Raw genomic sequence first — 23,217 nt, forward strand, 5'->3', positions numbered from 1 at the left:
GGCTCCGGATGTTCGAGGTTCAATAGGTATCGAAGGCTGCGGCCGACCGTGCGATCAGCCGGTCGACATCCTTCGGATTATCGTGTTCGAGAACGAAATGCTTGGCCGGCGTCTGCCGGAGGGCTGCCATCAGAGCCTTCCAGTCGACCGTGCCGTGGCCGACATCTGCCCAGCCGTCCTCATCGACATTCTCACCCGCCGGGGCGATGTCCTTGACGTGCACGGCCTTGATGCGCTTGCCGTAGCTCTCGATCCAGGCCATCGGATCGGCGCCGCCGCGAATGACCCAGGCAATGTCGGCTTCCCAGGCAAGATCGGGTCCGCCGGCAAAGATCTGCTCCTGCGGCGTCGAGCCGTCGGCAAGCGTCTTGAACTCGAAATCATGGTTGTGCCAGCCGAACACGTAGCCGGCATCCTGGTAGCGCTTGCCGACCTCGCCCAGCCGCTGGCCGAAGGCGCACCAGCCGCTCGCATCGGTGGGACGCTGGTCGGGCGCCAGATGCGGGCAGTAGATCGCTTCGATGCCGAGCGTCCTGGCGATCGTCATCGCCTGCGCCGGCTGGTTTTCCAGGAGATCGAGGCCGAAGTGACCGGTCGGCATGGTCAGGCCGTTGGCATCGAGGTCGCTGCGCAGCGCCTGCAGCGCCGGCTCGTCCAGGCTGCCGTAGATGCCGCCATAGCCCTCGACTTCCGTGTAGCCGGCTTGCGAAAGCTTCTTCAGCGTATCGGACAGCGGCGGAAAATTGCGGGCGCTGTAGAGCTGGAAACCGAGTGTCGTCATGTCTTCCTCCCGGGCCGCGAGGCCCACTCTTCTTCGATTGAACTCACCCTGCGGCAGAACAGGACTGCAGGTCGTAGATGCGGAACGATGGGTCGCCATCCATGGGCGATGAGGGGGTGAACGTGATCCGGCGGCTTTCCCCGGCGGCCAGGTCGAAAGCGTTGTCGGAGTAGCGACCGGGCATATCGCTCTCGATCAGCACGAACAGCGCAAGGCCGTTGGCCTGAACGAGGATATCGAAGCCGCCGGTCGGCGCCGGCGTAACGTCAACCGTCAGGCCGGCCGGCAGCAGGTCGAGCGCCTTGTAGGTGCCGGGCACATGATGCCCCTCGCCGCCCATGCCGTTGTCGGCGGTAAAACTCCAGGCGAGCAGGCAATCTGCAGGGATCTCATTCGCATTGATGGTGGTCACCGTCACTGCGGCGTCCGGCGAAACGACCGCATCGAGGGTGCGAAGGTGCCGCCGCTCGCCGGCAAGCGTCAACAGCGACAGGGTGAGCGTCACCGTCACGTCGTCCAGCGTATCGTTCACCAGCGACAGGCGGATCTCGGTACCGTCGGTGGAGGGGATGGCCGCCACCGTCACCGGCTGGAAGAAGCGGCGGGCAACGTAGTGCAGCACCTTCCAGCTGCCGCCGTAATCGAGGCTCGACCAGGAGGCGACCGGCCAGGTGTCGTTGAGCTGCCAGTACAGCGTGCCCATGCAGTGCGGCTTCAGCGAGCGCCAGTAATCGACAGCGGTGCGGATGGCGATCGCCTGCTGCACCTGACTGAGATAGACGAAATTGGCAAAGCCTTCCGGAAAGCGGAAATAGCGGAACATGGTGGCAGCGATGCGCTCGTTGCCGCCGACGTTCTTCTGGTGCAGCTCCATCACCGGCGAGGCGATGTTCATGTCGCTCTCGGCAGCATAGTTGCGGATCACCGGCAGCGAGGTGTAGGACTGGAAGCCGAACTCCGAGCAGAAGCGCGGGCGGACATTGCGGTAATCCTCGAACGGCTTGTTCTCGTGCCAGACGGACCAGTAATGCATGTCGCCGGAGCCGTCGGCGTGCCAGGCGTCGCCGTAGTCGAGGTAGCCGGACGCCGGGCTCGAGGGCCACCAGATAGCTTCAGGCGCTGCCGTCAGCAGAGCCTGCTCGATCGTGCGGTTCAGCCGGTCGTAGGAGACCAGGTATCGGTCGCGGTTTTCCAGCGACTCCTTGAACCAGTTGAGGGCGCCGACCAGTTCGTTGTCGCCGCACCACAGCACGATCGACGGGTGCGAGATCAGCCGCTGCACCTGATAGCCGACTTCCGCCGCGACATTTTCGAGAAAATCCGGCGTCGACGGGTAGAGGTTGCAGGCGAACTGGAAATCCTGCCAGACCATCAGGCCCAGCCGGTCGCACAGGTCGTAGAACCAGTCCGCCTCGTAGAAGCCGCCTCCCCAGACGCGGATCATGTTCATGTTGGCGTCGGCCGCCGATTGCAGCAGGTCACGGGTCTTCTCCTCGCTGGTCAGCGAGAACAGCGCATCGGCGGGGATCCAGTTGGCGCCGCGGCAGAAGATCTCGCGGCCGTTGATGCGAAGCGCAAAGCGGCTGCCGGCCTCGTCGTCATCGGTCAGCAGCTCCACCGTCCTAAGGCCGATCTGCCGTGTCACCGTCTCAGACGGGGTCTCGACGCGCAGCTCGTAGAGTGCCTGCTCGCCGCATCCCGCCGGCCACCAGAGACGCGGGGCCTCGACGTGGAAGACGTGGTTGACGATCGTCTCGCCGGCCCTGACGCCGCAATCCAGCCGGACCCGCTCCTCGCCAAGCGCCAGCACCAGCGGCAGAACGCCTTGCGCCTGCGCCTGCAGCGCCACCGTCACCGTCACGTCCACGGCACCGTCCTGGTGCTGCTGACGGGTCGTGACATGCTCGATGCGGGCGATCTCCTGCTTCTTCAGCGCGATCGTGCCGTAGAGACCAAGCGGTGCCAGCGCGATATTCCAGTCCCAGCCGAAATGCGACTGCGGCTTGCGCAGCATGTTGCCGTTGGGGATTGGGCAGTTGGCGATCGAATAGGGAATGTAGAAGGGCTGCCGCAGCTGGCGCTCGGCGCTTTCCCTGACGCTCGAGCGGAACAGGATGCGAATGCGGTTGTCGCCCTGTGTGAGCGCCTCCGTCACATTCGGTCGGTAACGGCGAAAGCAGTTCTCAGCTTCGAGAACCGTAACTCCGTTGATCTCGATGCGTGCTACCGTGTCGAGCCCGTCGACATCCAGGTACCAGTCGCCATCGATCTCGGGAAGCTGGAAGTCCTGCTCGATCTGCCAGTCCTGCTCCGCTACCCAGCGCAGGTCCAGCTCGTTGCGGCCGACATACGGATCAGGGATCACCCCGGCGTTCTTCAGGGCGGTGTGCACGTCGCCAGGGATGGGCATCAGTGCCGTGGTTTCCTCGTCCAGCGAGGACAGGCGCCACGTGCCGGCAAGATCGACGGTGGTCATCAGATGCGCTCTTCCGTCTCGGCGTCGAACAGCGATGCCATGCTCATGTCGAAGGCCATGCGCACCTGACTGCCGGGCGCATAGCGGCGCGCCCCGCCGATCCGGACCGACATCAGGTGGCCGGCATGCTTCAGCCAGAGCAGGTTGTCGGCACCCATCGGTTCCTCGATATCGACGACGGCGTGATGGACCTCGCCCCCGGCCACGTCGCCATCAATGGCGATATGCTCGGGACGAGCGCCGAGCACCACCCGGCGGCCCGGCGTCAACGCTTCGGAGGCCTCGTACCCGGCAAGCGAGAAGCTGACGCCATGGGTGAGGAAGACCGGCCGGCCGTTCTCCTCGCCGATCTCGCCATGCAGGAAGTTCATCGACGGCGAGCCGATGAAACCGGCGACGAACAGGTTGCGCGGCTTGTTGTAGATGACGATCGGATCGTCGAGCTGCTGGATGACGCCGCTCTTCATGATGGCGATGCGGTCGGCCAGTGTCAGCGCCTCGATCTGATCGTGGGTAACGTAGACCATCGTATTCTTCAGCGACTGGTGCAGCCGCTTGATCTCGACGCGCAGCTCCGAGCGCAGCTTGGCATCGAGGTTGGACAGCGGTTCGTCGAACAGGAACACGTCGACGTCGCGCACCAGGGCCCGACCAATCGCCACGCGTTGCCGCTGACCGCCCGAAAGCTCCGCCGGCTTGCGCTTCAGGAGCGGGCCGATCTGCAGGATCTCGGCGGCGCGGGCAACCCGCTTGTCGATCTCCGGCTTCGGCATCTTTGCAACCCGCAGACCGAAAGAGAGGTTCTTCTCCACCGTCATCTGCGGATAGAGCGCATAGGACTGGAACACCATGCCGATGCCGCGGTCCTTCGGTTCCTCCCAGGTGACGTTGCGGTCCTTGATGAAGATCTGCCCCTCAGTCGGCTCCAGCAGGCCGGCGATGCAGTTGAGGAGCGTGGATTTTCCGCATCCGGAAGAGCCGAGGAGAACGATGAACTCGCCATCCCGGATGTCGAGGTTGAGGTCGCTCAGAACCTTCACCGCGCCGAAGGACAGGGAAAGATCACGGATGGAAACGCTATTGGCCATGGGCTCAACCCTTCACTGCGCCGGCGGCGATGCCGCGGACGAATAGTCTGCCGGAGATGAAGTATACGATCAGCGGTACGGCCCCGGTCAGAAGCGTGGCAGCCATGTTGACGTTGTATTCCTTCACGCCCTGGACGGAATTGACGATGTTGTTGAGCTGCACGGTCATCGGATAGGTGTCGGGCCGCGTGAACACGACGCCGAACAGAAAGTCGTTCCAGATGCCCGTCACCTGCAGGATCATCGCGACGACGAAGATCGGCAGCGCCATCGGCAGCATGATGCGGAAGTAGATCTGCCAGAAGCCGGCGCCATCGATGCGGGCTGCCTTGAACAGTTCTTCCGGCAGCGAGGTAAAATAGTTGCGGAACAGCAGCGTCAGGATCGGCATGCCGAAGATGGTGTGGACGATGACGAGGCCGGTCAGCGTGCCGTAGATGCCGAGTTCGCGCAGCAGGATGACGATCGGGTAGATCATCACTTGATAGGGAATGAAGGCGCCGACGATGAGGATCGAGAAGAACACGTCCGATCCGCGGAAGCGCCAGTTGGCAAGCGCATAGCCGCTGACCGAGGCGACGGCGATCGAGACGACCACCGACGGCAGCAGGATGCGCACCGAATTCCAGAAGCCGCGCGACAGGCCGTCGCAGTTGAGGCCGGTGCAGGCGCTGGCCCAGGCCTTGGCCCAGGGTTCGAAGGTGATCTCGACCGGCGGCGAGAAGATGTTGCCGAGCCGGATTTCCGGCATGCCCTTCATCGAGGTGATGACCATCACGTAGAGCGGCAGCAGGTAATAGAGGGCGGCGACGATCAGCAGCCCGTAGAGAACGATATTGCGCCTCGACAGCATCTTGCGCGGCCGACGGCCGTAGGGGCCGTTTGGCCCGGAGCCGACCTTGTCTGACACGGCATCGAAGCCGGCGGCGGTGGAATTGAGGGCGCTGATGTTAGCCACGCTTCTTTCCTCCGAATTCGAGATAGGCCCAGGGGACGACGATGATGGCGACGGTGATCAGCATCATGGTCGAGGCGGCAAAGCCCTGCCCGAGGTTCTGCGCCTGGAACATGTAGTCGTAGACGTATTTTGCCGGCACTTCCGAAGCGATGCCGGGACCGCCGCTGGTCTGCGCCACCACCAGGTCGTAGACCTTGACGATGCCGCTGGCGATCAGCACCAGCGTGGTGATGAACACAGGCCGCATCATCGGGATGACGATGAAGATGTAGGTCCGCCACATGGGAATGCCGTCGACGCGGGCCGCCTTCCAGATGTCTTCGTCGATGCCGCGCAGACCCGCCAGCATCAGGCACATGACAAGCCCGGTGCCCTGCCACAGGCCGGCGATCAGGATGCCGTAGATGACGATGTCGGCGTCGTAGAGGGGATCGAACTGGAACGACGTCCAGCCCAGGCTGCGGACGATCGACTGGATGCCGAATTCCGGATTGAGGATCCACTGCCAGACAAGCCCGGTGACGATGAACGACAGGGCGAAGGGATAGAGGAAGATCGTCCGGAAGGTGTTTTCGAAGCGGATCTTCTGGTCCATCAGCGCGGCGAGCAGAAAGCCGATCAGCAGGCTGAAGATCAGCGACAGGATGCCGTAAATGGCCAGGTTCTGGATCGAGATGATCCAGCGGGGCGCCGCCCACAGCCGCTCGTACTGGTCGAGCCCGACGAAGGACAGGCGCGGCAGCAGACCCGAGCGGGTGAAGGAATAGACGATCGTCCAGACCGTGCCGCCGAGGAAGACCACCAGGGCGACGAGGATCATCGGCAGGCAGGCGATCTTGGAATTGAGGTTGCGAAAGAGCTGGTTCGGACGGCCGGCGGCGGCTTGAGGCGCCATGGGACAGATCCTCCTCGGTTATGCCAGGGTTTGCGACGTCGCACGCGACAAGGCGAGATCCGTCATCGCGGCCGGGACCGGCCGCTCGATCGTGCCTTGCCGCGGCCGGCGGCTAAGGCGGCCGGCTGCATCCGGGATGCAGCCGGCGACCGATCAGTTGGCGCTGCCGATGATGTCGGCAAATCGCTTCTGCGCCGCTTCCGGTGTCGTCGAAGCATTGGCGAAGAATTCCGTCATCAGGTCCTCCTTCTGCTTCTGGGTGTCGGCGGAAAGCAGCTGGTCGGTGCTCGTCAGGGCATTGCCCTTGGCGACGATATCGAGCCCCTTCTTCATGCATTCGTTGGCGGATGCCAGATCGACGTCCCCGCGCACCGGCAGCGACCCCTTTTTCAGATTGAAGGCAACCTGGGTCTTCGGATCGAGGATCGTCTGCGCCAGGACTTCCTGGGCCTTGGACTTCTCCTCATCCTCAAGCAGCGGGAAGTAGAAGGCATCACCGCCCGTGGTGATGTACTGGCTGAGACCGAGACCCGGCAGGCAGCTGTAATCGGTGCCGGCCACCTGGCCCGCCATCTGGAACTCGCCCTGCGCCCAGTCGCCCATGACCTGGCCGCCGGCCTTGCCGGTCAGCACCAGGTTGGTCGCCTGGTTCCAGTCCTGAACATTGCTGCCGGCCGCCATCTGCCGCGCCTGGGCGGCAGCGGCGAAGATCTTTGCCATTTCCGGACCGGCCGCAGCCTCGGCGTCCTTCTCCTGGTAGATCTTTTCGTAGAGATCCTTGCCGCCGATCGACAGAAGAAGCGTGTCGAACAGGCCGTTCGCCTGCCAGGACTGACCGCCAAGCGCCAGCGGCTGGATACCGGCCTCCTTCAGCTTCGGCGCCGCAGCGACGAATTCGTTCCAGTTCTTCGGCACCTCGACGCCGGCCTTCTTGAAAGCGGCGTTCGACAGCCACAGCCACTGCCAGGAATGAATGTTCACCGGCACGCAGTAGATCTTGCCGTCGAGCGTGCAGCTCTTCAGCAGGCTGGCGGGCTTGATGACGTCCAGCCATTTGCCGGCCTCGGCGACATCGGAAAGGTCGCGCATCAGCCCGGACTCGACGAGTTCCTGAGCCTGGCGGCCGTGGTTGAACTGGGTGGCACCCATCGGGTCGCCGCCGGTGATGCGGCTGATCATGATCGGTCGGGCCGTGCTGCCGGAACCGGCGATCGCACCATCTACCCATTTGTTGCCGGTCGCGTCGAAGGCCGTTGCCAGCTCCTTCACCGCTGCCGCCTCTCCGCCCGAGGTCCACCAGTGGGTGACCTCGAGATCCGTCGCACCCGCATGAGCTGCCGGCAGCATGACGCCGGCCACGAGCATGGCTTTCAAAGAACGCATATTCATGAGTCTCCTCCCTCACTGAAACGTTTCCGTAAAAAAGCTATGCCAAGACTTCCGCCATGGCAACAGGTTGTAGACGATTTTTAGTTTCCGAGCTTATTTTCTCTCTCTGGTTGTGTCTGGCGGTTCGGCAAGAAAGATAATGCTTGATGGTGTAAACTCGGATTAACCGGACTATTTTCTGTTTTTCCGGCACCCTTCGGCAGACGGTTGGTTCGCATCTGCAAAATGATTTGTGCGTCTGCGTTGTACAGCCTCTGAGGGAAATTCTCGACAATCGGCTATAAAAACCTCTCGACATTCCTACTGCAACGTTACAGTTTTGGTGGCGGGAAGAGATGCAACGTGGGAGGAGCATCCGTATCCAGGGGCCTTGAAGACGATTATAGTCCGATGCCTCGAGTCGGATGGGAAAGCATGGACGACAGCAATATCTCCAAGCCGCTGCGGCCTCAGGGCAGCAGCGCACGCCCGACCCTGAAGACGATCGCCTACATGACCGGGCTTGGCATCACCACCGTTTCGCGGGCGCTGAAGGATGCGCCCGATATCGGCTCCGACACCAAGGAGCGGGTCCGCCTGGTCGCGGCGCAGCTCGGCTACCAGCCCAATCGGGCAGGCGTTCGCCTGCGCACCGGCAAGACCAATGTCATCGCGCTGGTGCTGAGCATCGAGGAAGAGCTGATGGGCTTCACAAGCCAGATGATGTTCGGCATTTCCGAAGTGCTGGCCGGCACACAGTATCACCTGGTGCTAACCCCGCATGCGCATCAGAAGGATCCGATGGTGCCGATCCGCTACATCCTCGACACCGGATCGGCCGACGGCATGATCATTTCGCGCACCTCGCCGGACGATGCGCGCGTGGCGCTGATGACGGAGCGCAATTTCCCCTTTGCCACCCATGGCCGGACCGACATGGGCATTGGCCATCCGTTCCATGATTTCGACAACGAGACCTACGCTTATCAGGCGGTCGAGCAGCTGGCTGCCAAGGGCCGGCGCCGGATTGCGCTGCTCGCCCCGCCGGCGAGGCTGTCCTACTATCTGCACACGCGAATCGGTTTCGAGCGCGGGCTGGCGGCATTCGGCGCGACGGAAGTCGCCATGGGACGGCTTACCAGCGAGGCGCCGCTCGATACCATCCGCAGCCATACGGAGGCGTTGATGCGCTCGGCGGATCCGCCGGACGGCATCATCTCGATCAGCGGCAGCTCGACGATCGCGCTGGTGGCCGGGCTTGAGGCGGCCGGCAAGCGGCTCGGCAATGAGCTCGATCTTGTGTCGAAGCAGTCGGCGGAATTCCTCAACTGGATCCGCCCGGAAATCCATACGGCCAACGAGGATGTCAGGCAGGCCGGACGGGAGCTTGCCAAGGCGGTCATCGCGCGCATCGACGGAGTGGCACCCGAATTGCTGCAAAGCGTCAGCCTGCCGGTCTGGTCCAAGATGCCGCGCGACCGCAGCTGATCCTTAATCAGGCACGGATCGCCAGCCTCAGCCCACCCCAATGGCGGCCGTTGACGGCGATCGGCGCGGAAATATCCTTCATCAGCACGAACTGTCCGCCGCCCATGTCGCGACGGTAGGTCTGCAGCAGGAAGGGCGCGACGCTGCGACCGGCCGCCAGCCCGACGCGGTCGTTGAAGATCCGGCGGTTGCGGCAGTTGGCGGTGTTCCAGGTGGGATCATCGCGCCGCTGCGGCTGCGCGAACTTCCTGTTGTGCGTGGGGAGATAGCCGTTGTCATCAACCGCTGCGCAGAAGGCGATCCGCTCGTCGCTCTCCGCCAGTTGCTGCTGGAGGTCGAACAGAACCGCGTCGGTGAATTCGGTAAAACGCGTGAGATACTGGACCGGGTCGGTCTCGGCGATCGGCCTATACTGGCGGTCGAACAGGCCACCGAGGTCGATGCGGCCGGTCTCTACCGCCCGCTCGAAGAGCCGGGACACGGTGGACGCGGCACCCTGCACCTGGCGGATGTAAGGTGTATCCGGCGTTTCCACCCCGGCGCTTGCCGTGGCCTGGATCATCCGCTCGGAAATCGTCACCACCTCGGCTACCCGTTTCGAGGTCTCCTGCAGCTTCTCGTTAGACCCCAGAATGCCGTTGGCAGTGACGGCGATGCTGACGGCGAATTCGCTGCAGGTTCGCTCGACGCTGTCGGTGGTGCTGGCCAGAGCTGAGGCGCCGTCGAGAATGCGCGACATGACCGTCTCGACCTCGCGAAACGAGCCCTGGACCTGCATCGCCGTCTGCTTCACGCCTTCGGCCGATGTTCGCGAGCCTTCGCCGGCGGAGATCAGTCGCTCGATCCGTTGGCCAAGCTGAACCAGTGTCTGCTGGATGGAGGAGGTTGTCTGCGAGGTCTGCAGCGACAGGCCACGGACTTCGGCCGCCACGACCGCAAACCCCTTGCCCGCCTCGCCGGCCCGCGCCGCCTCGATCGCGGCGTTCAGCGCCAGCAGGTTGGTCTGCCGGGCGATTGTTCCGATATCGTCGGCGAGCTGGCCGACTGCCGCAAGCGCAGTCGAGAAGGAACGGATTTCGGCGCCGATCTCGTGCGAGGCGGTGACCATATGATCGATCGCAGTAATGGAGCCGTGCATCTGCTGCGCCTGCTCGCCGAGCACGCGGCGGGCGGATGTCGCAAGTTTATCGGTCTCGCCAAGTGCCGCGGCGATCCGGGCATTGCCGTCAGCGATCGTCTGAGCGGAAACGGTGATGCGGGTGAGCAAAGCCGCCTGCTCCGACGACTGCGCCGCGGTGTCCTGGATGGCGCCGGCGATATCGACGAGGTGAAGCCCGAGTGCCGAGGCTTCCTCGGCAAGGCGACCCACGGCCTGATGCAGCGCTGAACCGCCAAGCTCGCCGTCGATGCCATGCGCAGTCGCCAATGCGTTCACGATCGTGTCTCCCACCTTGGAGGATCGTGCACGGACATGGTTAATTTTTGATTTAGGGATGCATGTGCGGTTCTTATGCAACCGCTACGTCCGGACCTTATGTCCGGCATCCGACCCGCAAGATGACGGGTCGGGGATCGGGAGCCAGAGGCTCCAATCAGATCGTGTCGAAAGCCTTCGGATCGATGCCCAGCGTCACGAGATCACGCGCCATGGGCTTACGGCCACCTTCTACGGCTGCGGAAGCAGCGGCGGCAGCACCGAAAACAGCGATGGCACGACCCAGAAAGCCACCGCGCACCCTGTTGTTATTCGTCGACATGTTCATCTCCTTTTTGATGTCCCGAATATGGACGCGTGCAGCCCTCTCGACAACGGACAAGCTTGGATGGGAGCCATGCGGCACCCGCATGCCGCGTGCCCAGACTTTCGCCAGTCGTCATTATCCGGCAAGCTGGGCGGCGATTCTCGCGGCAGCCAGGAGAGGCATGTGGTTACGATCTACGGGATAAAGAACTGCGACACGATGAAGAAGGCGCGCACCTGGCTCGACGACCACGGCATCGCCTACCGCTTCCACGACTACAAGTCGGACGGGATCGACCGTCCGCATCTGGAGGCCTGGACGGATGCAAAGGGGTGGGAGACCATCCTTAACCGCGCCGGCACGACATTCCGCAAGCTCGACGAGGCGGAGCGTGCCGACCTCGACCGCGACAAGGCGATCAGCCTGATGCTGGAACAGCCGTCGCTGATCAAGCGCCCGGTCTTGGAAACAGAGGACGGCGTCACGGTCGGCTTCAAGCCCGAGGTCTACGCAGAGCTGTTCTCCAGCCGCTGAACTCGCATTTTTCGGCAGCCTTCAGAACCACCGAGCCAGCAGGCGGCATCCATGTCCCGAACGACGCGCGCCACCCAGGCGCTGACCAAAGCCAGCATTCCATTCACCGTGCTTGTCTACGATTACGATCCGAATGCCGAGCGCATCGGGCTTCAGGCAGCCGAGGCGATCGGCGCCCATCCGTCACTGGTGTTGAAGACGCTGATGGCGGAGGTCGACCGCAAGCCGGTCTGCATCGTCGTTCCCTCGGATCGCGAAGTATCGATGAAGAAACTGGCCGCGGCCTTCGGAGGCAAGGCGGCGGTGATGATGAAGCCGGCAACGGCGGAGAAGTTCACCGGCTACGTGGTCGGTGGTATAAGCCCCTTCGGCCAGAAGAAGGCCGTGCCGACGGTGTTCGAAGCGACGGCGATGACGGAGCCGCTGGTCTACATCAACGGCGGCCAGCGCGGCCTTCAGGTACAGGTCTCGCCCAGGGACGCGTCCAGGCTGACGTCGGCGATTGTCGCTGCGGTCGTTGCCGACCGCTGATCGAGGGACTATGTCTCTGCCATACTCTTCAACAGGCAGGCATAGCGATGAACATCCATTCCCAGATCAAAACCTCCGTTGACCCGGTGAAACTCGACAAGCTTGGGGAAGTGGCCGTCAAGGTTGGCCTGCGATTGCAGAGAGACCAGGATCTGGTGATCACGGCGCCCATCGCCGCCCTGTCGCTCGTCCGGTCGATCACCCGTCACGCCTATCTGGCAGGGGCCGGGATCGTCACGACCTTCTATTCGGACGAAGAGACCACCCTTGCCCGCTATGCCCATGCGCCTGATGCAAGCTTCGACAAGGCGTCCGGCTGGCTGTACGAAGGCATGGCCAAAGCGTTCGAGCAGGGGGCTGCACGGCTGGCGATCGCCGGCGATAACCCGATGATGCTGGCCAATCAGGCCCCTCAGAAAGTCTCGCGGGCCAACAAGGCCAATTCAATGGCCTACAAGCCGGCGCTCGACAAGATCGCCAACTTCGACATCAACTGGAACATCTGCTCCTATCCGCACCCGGCCTGGGCGCGGCAGGTGTTTCCCGACCTGCCGGAGGACGAGGCCGTTGAAAAGCTTGCCGAGGCAATCTTTGCGGCCTCGCGCATCAACACGCCGGACCCGATCGCCGCTTGGGCGGAGCACAACGCCAACCTCAAGACGCGCTCCAGCTGGCTGAACTCGGAACGCTTCGATGCGCTGCGCTTCACCGGCCCCGGCACCGACCTCACGGTCGGATTGGCCGACGGCCACGAGTGGCACGGTGGCGCCTCGATGGCGAAGAACGGCGTGATCTGCAATCCCAACATTCCGACAGAGGAAGTGTTCACCACGCCGCATGCGCTGAAGGTGGAAGGAACGGTCTCCTCCACCAAGCCGCTTTCCCACCAGGGCACGCTGATTGACGACATCCAGGTGCGCTTCGAGGCGGGCCGGATTGTCGAGGCAAAGGCTGCGCGGGGTGAGGAGGTGCTGAACAAGGTGCTCGATACCGACGAGGGCGCACGACGGCTCGGTGAGGTGGCGCTGGTGCCGCATTCCTCGCCGATCTCGGCGTCGGGCGTGCTGTTCTACAACACTCTGTTCGACGAGAATGCCTCCTGCCACATCGCGCTCGGCCAGTGCTATTCGAAGTGCTTCCTAGACGGCGCGTCGCTGACGCCGGAGCAGATCAAGGCGCAGGGCGGCAATGCCTCGCTCGTCCACATCGACTGGATGATCGGCTCCGACAAGATCGACGTCGACGGAGTGCGCGCCGACGGCTCGACCGCCCCGGTGATGCGCAAGGGTGAGTGGGCCTGAGGCTCGGCTCACCAAACAGCCATTCAACGACGTAACGCAGAGGCCGTGGCAGGCGATCGCCACGACCTCCTCGCAAGCATGCAGAAAAGGATGACCCATGGCCAACCGCAAGCGCAGCCTCTTCGACTTTATCTACGAGGCGAACATGATCAGTGGCACCCTGCGCGCGGTCCTCTTCGTCGCGGCATTCTCCGTTATCGGCGGCACCGTCGCCTATCTGCTAAAGCAGATGTAGACGGGCGGTTCACCCGGTCGCGGAGCGCTCAGCAACGCACCGTCCTTGCCTCGTCCCGCAAGTGCGAAACGCCGTCAAATCCGGCGTCAGAGCTTGAGCTTGGTCTTAAGCGCGTCGATACGCTTGGACGCCTCGGCCTTGCTAAGATCGTCGGCGAACGCCTCCGGCTCGTGGGCCTGTTCGGACAGCGTCTTGAGATAGGAGCCCTGGGCGCCGGTCATTGGTTCGTCGCCCGTAACCCAGTCCTCGGGGTCCTTTTCGGTGTTGGAATTCGGCTCCGGATTGGTCTTCGGGTTGTGCATATCGGCCATCGTTGCTTCCTCTGTTTCGACAAGACAACCCGCTTCACCGGCCTGTCGTTCCGTCTTCAGAAGTTGATCCTGTAGCGAAGATGGCCGTCAGAGGGGACGTAGCGATCATAGAGCCGGCGCGCATTCGCGTTGCCTTCCGCCGTATGCCAGTAGAGGCGCGACCAGCCATTGCGCTTCGACCGCGCCACGAGGTCGTCCATCAGGGCCCGTCCGGCACCCCTGCCCCGCGCCGCGGCCTCGACGAACAGGTCTTCGAGGTAGCAGTCCCTGCCGAGGATCCAGGTGCCTTCATGGGTCAGGCAGAGCGCAAAGCCCACCAGCCGGCCGTCCGCCTCCGCCACCCGCATGAAGATCGCCGAAGCCGGATCGAGCACTTTGCTCCAGGTGGATGCGGTGATCTCGTCAGAGACCGCGACCTGGTAGAAGGCCAGATAGTCCGCCCAGAGTTTCCTCCAGGCGGCTTCGTCACGCGGTTCGGCATCGCGGACAAGGATGTCCGCCGCCATCAGGCGCCGGCCTCGTTCAGCCGCTGCATCTGGTCGTCGGACAGTTCTAGCGAGCCGGCAGCGATCATCGCGTCCAGCTGGCGCAGGCTGGTGGCAGAGGCGATGGGCGCGGTGATGCCGGGGCGGGCGGCAACCCAGGCGATGGCGATCGTTGCCGGCGAGGCGTTGGTCTCGACGGCAATTTCATCGAGCGCTGCGAGGATCCGATAGCCCTTGTCGTTCAGGTAGTCGCCGACCCGGTAGGCGCGTGCAGAGCCCTCGGTATCCTCCTTGCGGCGGTACTTGCCGGTGAGAAAGCCGGCGGCCAGCGCGTAGTAGCTGATGACGCCGATGTCTTCGGCGGCGCAGAGTTCGGCCAGCGGCCCCTCGAACCTTTCTCGGGTGTAGAGATTGTATTCCGGCTGCAGCACATCGAAGCGCGGCAGGCCGTTCTTCGTCGATGCATCGAGCGCTTCGCGCAACTGATCGGCCTCGTAGTTGGAGCAGCCGATGGCGCGCACCTTGCCCTGATCCTTCAGCCGGCCGAAGGCTTCAAGGGTCTCCTCGATCGGCGTATCGGCGTCGGGCTTATGCGCCAGATAGAGGTCGATGTAGTCGGTGCCGAGACGCTTCAGCGACGCCTCGACGGCTTCCGCGATCCAGTGGCCGGACAGGCCTGTCTTGTTGCCGCGGTTGTCGAAGCCGACCTTGGTGACGATGACCGCCTTGTCGCGCGCCACCGTGCCGCGCTTCAGCCATTTGCCTATGACCAATTCGCTCTCGCCGCCCTGATGGCCGTCGACCCAGGCGGAATAGACGTCGGCCGTGTCGATGGTGTTGAAGCCGGCTTCGAAGAACCGGTCGAGCAGGTCGAAGGAGGTGTTTTCATCGGCGGTCCAGCCGAAGACGTTGCCGCCGAAGACGACAGGCGCGGTGGTGAGGCCGGAGCGGCCGAGCGGACGCGATTGCATCTCAAATTCCTCCTGGATGGCGCGTGGATGTTCGTCCCTCAGGGACAGTCAGTGGCATATGGGCCAAGCCTAGCCATCCGGAAACCCACGCACCATTCAATTGCGTTGATGCATCGATCAGGTCCTTGCGCGGAGAGGCATGACCATCCCCTTGCCTTCACAGCCAAGCCAACTCGGCGATTGAAACCGCCGGACCTCCTGCCTAAGGTGCAGCCGCAATCACTCTGGGAGGACTTCATGTTGCGTTTCGGCATTCTCTCCACCGCCAAGATTGGCCGCCAGGCCGTGGTTCCCGCCATCCAGGACGCGGAAAACTGCGTCGTGACGGCGGTGGCCAGCCGCGACCTGTCGCGCGCCCGCGAGATGGCGGACCGGTTCTCGGTGCCGCATGCCTTCGGCTCCTACGAGGAGATGCTGGCCTCCGACATGATCGATGCTGTCTACATTCCCCTGCCGACCAGCCAGCACGTCGAATGGACGATCAAGGCGGCGGCCGCCGGCAAGCACGTGCTGTGCGAAAAGCCGATCTCGCTGAAGGCCGAAGAGGTCGAGCAGCTGATAGCGGCGCGCGACCGGCATGGCGTGCTGATCTGCGAAGCCTTCATGATCACCTACGCGCCGGTCTGGCTGAAGGTGCGCGAACTGCTTGCCGCAGGCGCCATCGGCCCGCTTCGCCACGTGCAGGGATCGTTCACCTACTTCAACCGCGAGCCGGACAACATGCGCAACATTCCGGAGCTTGGCGGCGGCGGACTGCCGGACATCGGCGTCTATCCGACGATGGCGACGCGCTTCACCACGGGCCGGGAGCCGCTGAGGGTGCAGGCGACCACCACGCGCGATCCGCAGTTCGGCACGGACATCTATTCGAGCGTCAAGGCCGATTTCGGCGACTTCGAGATGACCTTCTACATAGCAACCCAGCTGGCGGCGCGCCAATTGATGACCTTCCACGGACCGGACGGCTTCATCGAGGTGAAGTCGCCGTTCAACGCCGATCGCTACGGTGCCGAAGAGGTGGAACTGACGGACCAGAAGCACGGACGCTCGGAGATCTTCCGCTTCCCGGACAGCCGCCAATACAAGCGCCAGGCGGAAGCCTTCGCCCGCGCCGCCAAAGGCGAAGAGGCGGAAGTGGTGACGCTCGAAAGCTCGCTTGCCAACCAGCGCTTCATTGATGCCATCTACCGCGCCAGCGACAAGGACGGCTGGGAGAGCGTCTGAGCCTGCCGCCGGCCTGCGTCAGCTCTTCTCCTCCGCCGGTTCCAGCCGGCGGTGGCGGAAGACGAAGCGGGAATAGCCGAAGAACGAATAGACGGTGGCGGCGAGCGACGACAGGATGACCGCCGCCAGCGGCTGCAGCATCGGAAACCGGTGGATCAGCAGCGAATAGATCCCGTAGTTGAGAAGCGCCGAGGTGACGCCGACCGTCCAGTAGCGCAGGCCCTCCTTGGCCAGCGAATGCGGTGAGCGGCCGAAGGTGAAGGTGCGGTTGTAGATCCAGGTGAAGCTCATCGCCGCCAGGATCGCCGGTATGCGGGCGGCGAACGGACTGGCGCCCGCATCGACGATCAGCAGGTGCGTGAGGCCCGCATCGATGATGAAGCCGAAGCCGCCTCCGACGAGAAAGGAGATGATCCGTCTCACGCGGCGCGGTGCTCCTGCTCATCGCCCGATGGTGCGGTTCTGGAGCGCTCCGGGATCCGCTCCAGCCGGTGCGACTGGTTGAGATAGTTCAGCCGCAGCATCTCGTTTCGGCCGCGCGCGACGGAATCGAGAATGATGCCAGCTGTCAGCGCCACAAAGGACAGGCAGGTGAGCGCCAGCGCCAGCATCCAGGTCGGCATGCGCGGCACGAGGCCGGTCTCGAAATACTCGATCAGCACCGGCACCGACAGCAGGCCGGCAGCGGCAAACAGCAGGCCGGCGACGATGCCGAAGAAGGCGAAGGGCCGGGTTTCCTTCATCAGCATCACGAACATCGACAGGATCCGCCCGCCGTCGCGGACGGTCGAGAGCTTGGAGACCGAGCCCTCCGGACGACGACCGTAATCGAGCTCCAGTTCTGCGACAGGCAGCTTCAGCCGCGAGGCATGCACCGACATCTCGGTCTCGATCTCGAAGCCGCCGGAGACCGCCGGAAAGCTTTTCACATAGCGCCGTGTGAACGCTCGGTAGCCGGAGAAGATGTCGGTAAAGTCGGTGCCGAACATCTGCCGGTAGAGAAGGTTGAACAGCCGGTTGCCGGCGGCGTGGCCCTGCCGTCCGGCATCGGCCTGAACGCCGCGGCGGGTGCCGACGACCATGTCGACCCGCTCGCTCATCAGGATGCGGATCAACTCCTCGCCGTCGGCCGGCGCATAGGTGCCGTCGCCATCGGCCATCAGGTAGATGTCGGCGTCGATGTCGGCGAACATCCGGCGCACCACATGGCCCTTGCCCTGGCGCCGCTCGCGTCGAACCTGAGCACCTGCCAGCATCGCGGCAAGCGCCGTACCGTCGGTGGAATTGTTGTCGTAGACGTAGATTGACGCGTCCGGCAGCAGCTCTCTGAACCCGCGGACGACGGAGGTGATCGTCGCCGCCTCGTTGTAACAGGGCAGAAGGATGGCGATCGAAGGTCTGGGCGCCGAAAGCTCGGCCTGTGCGGCGCTGTCCATGATTTCCACTCGGTACACGGGAACGCGAGCCGCTATCCTCGCCCGCCGCTTTACTATTTCTTGAGAAGGTTAAAGCTAGGTTTCCACGTCACGGGCATGGCTGCCGCGCCCGGCCACGAGGACACCGCCCATGACCAAAGCCTTGACGACATCGATGACCGTGCGTGGGTCCGTCGGCGACGGGCGCCGGCATTCGAAGACCGTCTGGGCACGCTTCCTGCCGTCGCTGTTCGCCTACGCAACCGTCGTCCTGGCAACTCTTCTGGCCCTGCATCTGCCGAACGCCACCGACTATGTCGGGCCGGACAATGACGACGTGACGCGTCTCGTGGAAATTCGCGACTGGCTTTCCGGCCAGGGCTGGTTCGACACAATGCAATACCGGCTCGGGCTCGACGGCGGCACGCTGATGCACTGGTCGCGGCTCGTCGATCTGCCGATCGGTGTGCTGATCCGCCTGTTGTCGCTGGTCGCGGCCTCGCCGGAACAGGCCGAGGCGCTGGCGCTGACTGTCTGGCCGCTGTTCCTCGGCGTGCTGTTCATCGCCGCGGCAGGACTTGGCGGGCGTCGGCTCGGCGGCGTCTCGACCATGCATATCGCCTTCGGCCTTGCCTCGCTGTTCGTCTTCACATCGATCCGCTTCTATCCCGGTGCGATCGACCACCACAATGTCCAGCAGGTGGTGATGATGTTCGTCGCCGCCATGCTGATCGATCGCCGGCGCGGCCAGCAGAGCCACGCCCTGGCCGGCATCGCTGCCGCCCTGGCGATTGCCATCGGTGCCGAGACCGTACCGCTGGTGGCGGTCGTCTGCGCCTGCGTTGCCGTGCAGTGGGCCTGGCACGGCGAGGCCTTCGGCAGCGCGGCGCGGGCCTTCGGCCTGTCGCTGTCGGTGGCCGTTTCGGTGTTCTTCCTCGCGACGGTTCCGCCGGCACACTATGCCCTGGTCACCTGCGACAACCTTTCGCTCGGCTTTTACGCACCGACGGCGATCGGCGGCGCGGGCCTGTTCCTCGTCGCCCGGCTTGTCCGCACCGGCAACCGCACAATCCGCTGGCTGGCGCTTGCCGCACTCGGCATCACCGTACTCTCCTCAGCCGCCCTCATCGCGCCCGCCTGCCTTGGAAGTCCGCTCGGCAATCTCGATCCTATGCTTGCCGACCTGTGGCTTTCCCGCGTGACCGAAGCCCAGTCTGTGTTGTCTCAGATCCGCCACATGCCCGATACCGTTGGCGGCTTTTATGCAGTCGGCCTGTTCGCCATCGCCATCTGCATCTTCCGCATTCTTGATGGCAACCGCGCCGAGATCCACCTGGTTCTCCTGTCGTTGATCGCTGTCGCCTGGGCGATCTCGCTGGTGCAGGTGCGCGGCGCCTATCTCGCCAACGCGCTGTCGATCCTGCCGCTGGCGCTCGTCATCGATGACCTGCGCCGCCAGTCGCATGCGGAACCGGAGAACATGAATGCCGGGCTTGCCTATATCGTGACGGTGCTGTGCGCCGTGCCGGTGGTTTGGGTGTTTGCCGGCGCCGTCGCCACCAAGGGGCTGAGCGACGCGCTGACGATCCCGGCATTGACGCGGGCGGGATCGCCACTGATACAGGCGCAAGCCTGCACCGGTCTCGCCGACATGCGGGCACTCGCCGCCCTGCCGGCCGGCGTCGTGGCTGCACCCTCGGAAAGCGGCGCGTCGATCCTGCGCTACACGCCGCATCGGGTGCTGAGCGCGCCCTACCACCGTAACCAGGCGGGCATGCTGACCGAACTGCATATCGGGCTTGCACAGCCGGGCGAGGCGGAAGCATTCATCAAGGGCGCCGGCGTCACGGTTCTCGCCTTCTGCGCCAGCGATCCGCAGACACGCGAGCTCATCCGGATGAAGCCGGACGGGCTCTATGCGCAGCTGTCGCGCGGCATGGTCCCGGCCTACCTGCAGCCGCTGCCGGTTACCGAACCGGATGGGTTCAGACTGTTTGCGGTGCGAGGCGGCCGAGGCTAACGATCAGCGCGGCAAGGGGCGTGGCTGCTGGATTGCCGCGATCGCGAAGGCTGCCAGTACCGCCGTCATCGCGCCGGCATTGACGCCGAGAAGGGCAAGTCCGAGATCGGCGAACGAGACGTTGCCGGCCGTGACGACCGCGGCAGCCGCGAAGCTTGCCGGAATGAGGAACGCGACGGCGACGAAGGCGCCTACGGAGCGAAGCGAGGCTGCGGCGAGCCCAAGCGTGACGGCGGTCAGAAACAGCATGGCTGCATCCCTGAAGGTGAGCGGTACTTCCTCCTTAGCCCTCTCCTCCTAACAGACCACGTGTACGCCGATGCCGACGCTGAAAAGATGAGCGACAGGTTTAAGGCCTGGTAAATGCCCGACCATTTTCGCCGGTTGCGCACCATTTTGTCGTCGGGCGAGGGTGAAAGCTGCGCCGTAATCGGCTAGAACGGGAGGCATGAACAGGCCGCTCTTCACCCAGTCCCCCACCAATCTCGCCGAACTTTCCGTGTCGGAACTGTCGGGGTCGATCAAGCGGACCGTCGAGACCGCCTTCGACCATGTCCGGGTGCGTGGCGAGATCTCCGGCTATCGCGGACCGCATTCTTCCGGTCATGCCTATTTCTCGCTGAAGGACGACCGGGCGCGCATCGACGCGGTGATCTGGAAGGGCTCGTTCTCGAAGCTGCGCTTCCGCCCCGAGGAGGGGATGGAGGTGATCGCCACCGGCAAAGTCACGACCTTCCCCGGCTCGTCGAAATACCAGATCGTCATCGAAACGCTGGAGCCGGCGGGCGCCGGGGCGCTGATGGCGCTGATCGAGGAACGCAAGCGCAAGCTTGGCGCCGAGGGACTGTTCGATCCCGCAGCCAAGCAGCTTCTGCCGTTCATGCCGAAGGTTATCGGCGTCGTTACCTCTCCGACCGGCGCGGTCATCCGCGACATCCTGCACCGCATTACCGATCGCTTCCCCGTGCATGTCATCGTCTGGCCGGTGAAGGTGCAGGGCGAAGGCTCGGGCGACGAGGTGGCGAATGCCATCCGCGGCTTCAATGCTCTCGGTCCGTCCGGCCCGGTGCAGCGGCCGGACGTGCTGATCGTCGCACGCGGCGGCGGCTCGCTGGAGGATCTCTGGAGCTTCAACGACGAGGCGGTGGTGCGAGCCGCGGCCGAAAGCGACATCCCGCTGATATCGGCCGTCGGTCACGAGACGGACTGGACGCTGATCGACTACGCGGCCGACGTGCGCGCACCGACGCCGACCGGTGCCGCCGAGATGGCGGTACCGGTGAAGGCCGAGCTGGAGGCGCAGCTGGCTGGTCTCGGCGCCCGCCTGAGCGGCTGCGCCTCCCGACAGATGGACAATCGCCGCCAGGGCCTGCGGGCGTTGATGCGGGCGCTACCATCGCTCGACCAGTTGCTGGCGCTCCCGCGGCGCCGCTTCGACGAGGCATCGACCGGCCTCGGGCGTGGCCTCGAGCGCACGGCGATCGTCAAGCGTCGCAGCCTGGAGCGGGCGACCGCCGGACTGAGGCTCGATCTGCTGACCGCACGGCTGGCGGATAGACGACGCCATATCGGCGAGCAGCTGTTGCGCAAGGACCGCTGCCTGGAGCGCCACATGCTGCGCGAGCGCGGCCGTATCGCCAAGGCCGAGGCCTCGTTGGCGACCCTTCCCTCGCGCCTCGCCAACCAGATCCGCCAGGAGCGGATGCATCTGACATCGCTGATGCGGCACGCTGACAGTTCCGTCGGCAACGCCATGGGCCGCCGGCTGGCGGCCGTAGCGGCGCAGGACCGGGTTCTGCAGTCGCTCTCCTACAAGAACGTCCTCAAGCGAGGCTATGCGGTTATTCGAGACGACGGCGACCAGCCTCTGACCCGCGCGGAGGCGGTGGCACAGGGAAGCGCCATCTCGATCGAGTTTGCCGACGGCCGGGTGGCGGCAGTCGCCGGAGAGACGAGCGACGCGCCGGTTGCGCCAGGTTCCGCACCGCCGTCTTCCGTCGTGCCGAAGAAGCGGCAAGCCAAGCCACAGGAAGGGCCGGAAGCGCCGAAGCAGGGCACGCTGTTCTGAGCAACGAGCCCAAGACGTTCATCCTCCTTCCGGCGGATCGCGGCATTTTCACGAAGCAAAGATCTGCAGCCGGACGTTGCGGTCTCTCGGCTGAGAAAACTAAAACTTGACAATTCCTGCCGGCGACCCTAAGTTTGGCTCATCGATATTTGCTTGTTTAGCTTTGGTTGTCGCGCATCGACTTTATGCGCCCTGAACGAACCTTCCTTTCAAAAATCGCTTCCTCATCCGCAGCACGCATGTGCTTCGGTCGCTCAATTGCTATGAAAGGGTTCATCATGACCACTGGCACCGTAAAATGGTTCAACGCCACCAAGGGCTTCGGCTTCATTCAGCCGGATAACGGCGGCCCGGACGCCTTCGTTCACATCTCCGCCGTCGAACGTGCTGGCATGCGCGAAATCGTTGAAGGCCAGAAGCTTGGCTACGATCTCGAGCGCGACAACAAGTCCGGCAAGATGTCCGCCTGCAACCTGCAGGCCGCATAAGTCGAACGGGGTCTGTTTTCCTTTGACCACGGATGTACTGGCACTGTTGAGAACATGATCCCACCCAAGGTCAGGCAGATTGCCTGGCCTTTTTTTTGCCGCTCGCGGCAGATAGCCGCAACGATGGAGGACCCGCATGACCGAGAGCTACAGCAAATCTCGCCAACAGGCGGAGATCGCATTCGGCAAGACCCAGTCGCAGCATCTGGCGCGCGCCCGCGTGGTGGATGAGGTGGATGCGATTGCCGCCGCCCGCGATGAGAAGACCACGCGGCTCAGAGAGGCGCGTCTGGCCAAGGAACAACAGGACGTACCGGCGCCGGCAACGGCCCCCGGAACGAAGCGGACCAAAAAGTCCTGACGCCCTGGAACGAACACACTCAACTGGACTAGAAACTTGAAAAATACACGACAGACTGATCTGAAAGACCGCCGCAGCACTGCGCAGGAAGCAAAGGCAGCGCTTCTCGAAGCCTACAAGGCAGCCAAGCAGGCAGCCAAGCCGAATGAAGAGGCCCGCCAGGCCGAACTCGTGGCGGTTGCCGCAGCTCGCGAGGAACGCCGCGCCGAGCGCGAGCGCCTGAAGAACGAGGAACGCGAACGTCTGGCGGCTGAACAGGCCGCACGCGACGCGGAAATCGAAAAGGCCGCACGTGCCGATGCGGATGCTCGCGAAGAAGCCGAGCGTAGCCGTGTTTCGCGCGTGGTGAACGACGAGGCAGCCCGCAAGGCCGAGCGCGATCGCCGCTACGCCAATCGCAAGGCGCGTCAGCGCTGATCTGCCCTCTACCCGGATCACGTTGCCGAATGGATCAGGCCATCCGCGCGCTCGCAGGAG

At 63.9% G+C, this 23,217-nt stretch carries 25 protein-coding genes; 11 read left to right on the forward strand and 14 right to left on the reverse strand.

What is annotated here, in order from left to right; all coding sequences use genetic code 11:
• Window positions 1-19: 19 nt before the first annotated feature.
• The 6 genes from AAIH46_RS12615 to AAIH46_RS12640 form a co-directional block, all read right to left on the reverse strand.
• The gene (locus AAIH46_RS12615; protein ID WP_430306204.1) at window positions 20-781 is read right to left on the reverse strand and encodes a sugar phosphate isomerase/epimerase family protein; all 762 of its coding nucleotides are present in this window, start codon (window positions 779-781) and stop codon (window positions 20-22) included.
• A 43-nt stretch (window positions 782-824) separates the two neighbouring features.
• Window positions 825-3,257: a beta-mannosidase gene (locus AAIH46_RS12620; protein WP_430306206.1), complete on the reverse strand. Its 2,433-nt coding sequence runs from the start codon at window positions 3,255-3,257 to the stop codon at window positions 825-827.
• Window positions 3,257-4,345 (reverse strand): ABC transporter ATP-binding protein, encoded by a 1,089-nt coding sequence (locus tag AAIH46_RS12625; protein WP_430306207.1) that lies wholly within the window; start codon window positions 4,343-4,345, stop codon window positions 3,257-3,259. The genes AAIH46_RS12620 and AAIH46_RS12625 overlap by 1 nt, the downstream gene beginning before the upstream one ends.
• 4 nt (window positions 4,346-4,349) lie before the next feature.
• Window positions 4,350-5,303 carry a carbohydrate ABC transporter permease gene (locus AAIH46_RS12630; protein WP_430306208.1) on the reverse strand — a complete coding sequence of 318 codons (954 nt, stop codon included), beginning with the start codon at window positions 5,301-5,303 and terminating at the stop codon, window positions 4,350-4,352.
• Window positions 5,296-6,198 (reverse strand): carbohydrate ABC transporter permease, encoded by a 903-nt coding sequence (locus AAIH46_RS12635; RefSeq protein ID WP_430306209.1) that lies wholly within the window; start codon window positions 6,196-6,198, stop codon window positions 5,296-5,298. The genes AAIH46_RS12630 and AAIH46_RS12635 overlap by 8 nt, the downstream gene beginning before the upstream one ends.
• Before the next feature lie 153 nt (window positions 6,199-6,351).
• Window positions 6,352-7,587: an ABC transporter substrate-binding protein gene (locus AAIH46_RS12640; RefSeq protein ID WP_430306210.1), complete on the reverse strand. Its 1,236-nt coding sequence runs from the start codon at window positions 7,585-7,587 to the stop codon at window positions 6,352-6,354.
• Between the two features lie 414 nt (window positions 7,588-8,001).
• On the opposite strand from AAIH46_RS12640, the gene AAIH46_RS12645 reads away from it, so the two are divergent.
• Complete coding sequence (locus AAIH46_RS12645; protein WP_430306211.1) at window positions 8,002-9,054, forward strand: LacI family transcriptional regulator; 1,053 nt, start codon at window positions 8,002-8,004, stop codon at window positions 9,052-9,054.
• Between the two features lie 7 nt (window positions 9,055-9,061).
• Here AAIH46_RS12645 and AAIH46_RS12650 read toward each other — a convergent pair whose 3' ends face one another.
• Together AAIH46_RS12650 and AAIH46_RS12655 are read right to left on the reverse strand one after the other, a co-directional pair.
• Complete coding sequence (locus AAIH46_RS12650) at window positions 9,062-10,489, reverse strand: methyl-accepting chemotaxis protein (protein ID WP_430306212.1); 1,428 nt, start codon at window positions 10,487-10,489, stop codon at window positions 9,062-9,064.
• 157 nt (window positions 10,490-10,646) lie between these two features.
• Window positions 10,647-10,811: a hypothetical protein gene (locus tag AAIH46_RS12655; RefSeq protein ID WP_430306213.1), complete on the reverse strand. Its 165-nt coding sequence runs from the start codon at window positions 10,809-10,811 to the stop codon at window positions 10,647-10,649.
• A gap of 168 nt (window positions 10,812-10,979) precedes the next feature.
• On the opposite strand from AAIH46_RS12655, the gene AAIH46_RS12660 reads away from it, so the two are divergent.
• The 4 genes from AAIH46_RS12660 to AAIH46_RS12675 all read left to right on the forward strand — a co-directional run bounded on the left by AAIH46_RS12660 (window position 10,980) and on the right by AAIH46_RS12675 (window position 13,397).
• On the forward strand, window positions 10,980-11,330 hold the full coding sequence (locus AAIH46_RS12660; RefSeq protein WP_430306214.1) for an ArsC family reductase: 351 nt from the start codon (window positions 10,980-10,982) through the stop codon (window positions 11,328-11,330).
• Window positions 11,331-11,381: 51 nt separating this feature from the next.
• The gene (gene ybaK, locus AAIH46_RS12665; protein ID WP_430306215.1) at window positions 11,382-11,861 is read left to right on the forward strand and encodes a Cys-tRNA(Pro) deacylase; all 480 of its coding nucleotides are present in this window, start codon (window positions 11,382-11,384) and stop codon (window positions 11,859-11,861) included.
• 47 nt (window positions 11,862-11,908) lie between these two features.
• Window positions 11,909-13,162 carry an aminopeptidase gene (locus tag AAIH46_RS12670; RefSeq protein WP_430306216.1) on the forward strand — a complete coding sequence of 418 codons (1,254 nt, stop codon included), beginning with the start codon at window positions 11,909-11,911 and terminating at the stop codon, window positions 13,160-13,162.
• A gap of 97 nt (window positions 13,163-13,259) precedes the next feature.
• Window positions 13,260-13,397, forward strand: coding sequence for a hypothetical protein (locus AAIH46_RS12675; protein WP_430306217.1), 138 nt, complete (start codon window positions 13,260-13,262; stop codon window positions 13,395-13,397).
• A gap of 86 nt (window positions 13,398-13,483) precedes the next feature.
• Here AAIH46_RS12675 and AAIH46_RS12680 read toward each other — a convergent pair whose 3' ends face one another.
• Genes AAIH46_RS12680 through AAIH46_RS12690 form a run of 3 tightly spaced genes read right to left on the reverse strand, consistent with a single transcriptional unit; the run spans window position 13,484 to window position 15,164 of the window.
• Window positions 13,484-13,708, reverse strand: coding sequence for a DUF3072 domain-containing protein (locus AAIH46_RS12680; protein ID WP_430306218.1), 225 nt, complete (start codon window positions 13,706-13,708; stop codon window positions 13,484-13,486).
• Window positions 13,709-13,764: 56 nt separating this feature from the next.
• Entirely contained in the window at window positions 13,765-14,214 is a 450-nt protein-coding gene (locus tag AAIH46_RS12685) for an N-acetyltransferase family protein (RefSeq protein WP_430306219.1), read from the reverse strand.
• Complete coding sequence (locus AAIH46_RS12690) at window positions 14,214-15,164, reverse strand: aldo/keto reductase (protein ID WP_430306220.1); 951 nt, start codon at window positions 15,162-15,164, stop codon at window positions 14,214-14,216. The genes AAIH46_RS12685 and AAIH46_RS12690 overlap by 1 nt, the downstream gene beginning before the upstream one ends.
• Window positions 15,165-15,401: 237 nt before the next feature.
• On the opposite strand from AAIH46_RS12690, the gene AAIH46_RS12695 reads away from it, so the two are divergent.
• A complete protein-coding gene (locus tag AAIH46_RS12695; RefSeq protein WP_430306221.1) occupies window positions 15,402-16,388 on the forward strand; it encodes a Gfo/Idh/MocA family protein in 987 nt (328 codons plus the stop codon).
• Window positions 16,389-16,406: 18 nt separating this feature from the next.
• Here AAIH46_RS12695 and AAIH46_RS12700 read toward each other — a convergent pair whose 3' ends face one another.
• Window positions 16,407-16,811, reverse strand: a complete 405-nt coding sequence (locus tag AAIH46_RS12700; RefSeq protein WP_430306222.1) for a GtrA family protein — start codon at window positions 16,809-16,811, stop codon at window positions 16,407-16,409.
• The gene (locus AAIH46_RS12705) at window positions 16,808-17,824 is read right to left on the reverse strand and encodes a glycosyltransferase (protein WP_430306223.1); all 1,017 of its coding nucleotides are present in this window, start codon (window positions 17,822-17,824) and stop codon (window positions 16,808-16,810) included. The genes AAIH46_RS12700 and AAIH46_RS12705 overlap by 4 nt, the downstream gene beginning before the upstream one ends.
• Window positions 17,825-17,954: 130 nt before the next feature.
• Between AAIH46_RS12705 and AAIH46_RS12710 the strand changes: the two genes are divergently transcribed.
• The gene (locus AAIH46_RS12710; protein WP_430306224.1) at window positions 17,955-19,823 is read left to right on the forward strand and encodes a hypothetical protein; all 1,869 of its coding nucleotides are present in this window, start codon (window positions 17,955-17,957) and stop codon (window positions 19,821-19,823) included.
• Between the two features lie 3 nt (window positions 19,824-19,826).
• Here the strand turns inward: AAIH46_RS12710 and AAIH46_RS12715 are convergent, their stop codons facing one another.
• Entirely contained in the window at window positions 19,827-20,072 is a 246-nt protein-coding gene (locus AAIH46_RS12715; protein ID WP_430306225.1) for a hypothetical protein, read from the reverse strand.
• 199 nt (window positions 20,073-20,271) lie between these two features.
• Between AAIH46_RS12715 and xseA the strand changes: the two genes are divergently transcribed.
• The 4 genes from xseA to AAIH46_RS12735 all read left to right on the forward strand — a co-directional run bounded on the left by xseA (window position 20,272) and on the right by AAIH46_RS12735 (window position 23,157).
• Window positions 20,272-21,891, forward strand: a complete 1,620-nt coding sequence (xseA, locus tag AAIH46_RS12720; RefSeq protein ID WP_430306227.1) for an exodeoxyribonuclease VII large subunit — start codon at window positions 20,272-20,274, stop codon at window positions 21,889-21,891.
• A 278-nt stretch (window positions 21,892-22,169) separates the two neighbouring features.
• Window positions 22,170-22,379 (forward strand): cold-shock protein, encoded by a 210-nt coding sequence (locus tag AAIH46_RS12725; protein WP_430306229.1) that lies wholly within the window; start codon window positions 22,170-22,172, stop codon window positions 22,377-22,379.
• A 136-nt stretch (window positions 22,380-22,515) separates the two neighbouring features.
• Entirely contained in the window at window positions 22,516-22,740 is a 225-nt protein-coding gene (locus AAIH46_RS12730; RefSeq protein ID WP_430306230.1) for a hypothetical protein, read from the forward strand.
• 36 nt (window positions 22,741-22,776) lie between these two features.
• Window positions 22,777-23,157 carry a DUF6481 family protein gene (locus tag AAIH46_RS12735; RefSeq protein WP_430306231.1) on the forward strand — a complete coding sequence of 127 codons (381 nt, stop codon included), beginning with the start codon at window positions 22,777-22,779 and terminating at the stop codon, window positions 23,155-23,157.
• Window positions 23,158-23,217 lie beyond the last annotated feature (60 nt).

The organism is Rhizobium sp. 0TCS1.26 (assembly GCF_050455525.1).
In the GTDB taxonomy this organism is placed as follows: Bacteria; Pseudomonadota; Alphaproteobacteria; order Rhizobiales; family Rhizobiaceae; genus Neorhizobium.

Bases quoted from the DNA above. Each gene is read 5' to 3' on its own strand.
- AAIH46_RS12615 (WP_430306204.1), bottom strand. From the start codon at position 781: ATGACGACACTCGGTTTCCAGCTCTACAGCGCCCGCAATTTTCCGCCG.
- AAIH46_RS12620 (WP_430306206.1), bottom strand. From the start codon at position 3,257: ATGACCACCGTCGATCTTGCCGGCACGTGGCGCCTGTCCTCGCTGGAC.
- AAIH46_RS12625 (WP_430306207.1), bottom strand. From the start codon at position 4,345: ATGGCCAATAGCGTTTCCATCCGTGATCTTTCCCTGTCCTTCGGCGCG.
- AAIH46_RS12635 (WP_430306209.1), bottom strand. From the start codon at position 6,198: ATGGCGCCTCAAGCCGCCGCCGGCCGTCCGAACCAGCTCTTTCGCAAC.
- AAIH46_RS12640 (WP_430306210.1), bottom strand. From the start codon at position 7,587: ATGAATATGCGTTCTTTGAAAGCCATGCTCGTGGCCGGCGTCATGCTG.
- AAIH46_RS12645 (WP_430306211.1), top strand. From the start codon at position 8,002: ATGGACGACAGCAATATCTCCAAGCCGCTGCGGCCTCAGGGCAGCAGC.
- AAIH46_RS12655 (WP_430306213.1), bottom strand. From the start codon at position 10,811: ATGTCGACGAATAACAACAGGGTGCGCGGTGGCTTTCTGGGTCGTGCC.
- ybaK (WP_430306215.1), top strand. From the start codon at position 11,382: ATGTCCCGAACGACGCGCGCCACCCAGGCGCTGACCAAAGCCAGCATT.
- AAIH46_RS12670 (WP_430306216.1), top strand. From the start codon at position 11,909: ATGAACATCCATTCCCAGATCAAAACCTCCGTTGACCCGGTGAAACTC.
- AAIH46_RS12675 (WP_430306217.1), top strand. From the start codon at position 13,260: ATGGCCAACCGCAAGCGCAGCCTCTTCGACTTTATCTACGAGGCGAAC.
- AAIH46_RS12680 (WP_430306218.1), bottom strand. From the start codon at position 13,708: ATGGCCGATATGCACAACCCGAAGACCAATCCGGAGCCGAATTCCAAC.
- AAIH46_RS12685 (WP_430306219.1), bottom strand. From the start codon at position 14,214: ATGGCGGCGGACATCCTTGTCCGCGATGCCGAACCGCGTGACGAAGCC.
- AAIH46_RS12690 (WP_430306220.1), bottom strand. From the start codon at position 15,164: ATGCAATCGCGTCCGCTCGGCCGCTCCGGCCTCACCACCGCGCCTGTC.
- AAIH46_RS12695 (WP_430306221.1), top strand. From the start codon at position 15,402: ATGTTGCGTTTCGGCATTCTCTCCACCGCCAAGATTGGCCGCCAGGCC.
- AAIH46_RS12705 (WP_430306223.1), bottom strand. From the start codon at position 17,824: ATGGACAGCGCCGCACAGGCCGAGCTTTCGGCGCCCAGACCTTCGATC.
- AAIH46_RS12710 (WP_430306224.1), top strand. From the start codon at position 17,955: ATGACCAAAGCCTTGACGACATCGATGACCGTGCGTGGGTCCGTCGGC.
- AAIH46_RS12715 (WP_430306225.1), bottom strand. From the start codon at position 20,072: ATGCTGTTTCTGACCGCCGTCACGCTTGGGCTCGCCGCAGCCTCGCTT.
- xseA (WP_430306227.1), top strand. From the start codon at position 20,272: ATGAACAGGCCGCTCTTCACCCAGTCCCCCACCAATCTCGCCGAACTT.
- AAIH46_RS12725 (WP_430306229.1), top strand. From the start codon at position 22,170: ATGACCACTGGCACCGTAAAATGGTTCAACGCCACCAAGGGCTTCGGC.
- AAIH46_RS12730 (WP_430306230.1), top strand. From the start codon at position 22,516: ATGACCGAGAGCTACAGCAAATCTCGCCAACAGGCGGAGATCGCATTC.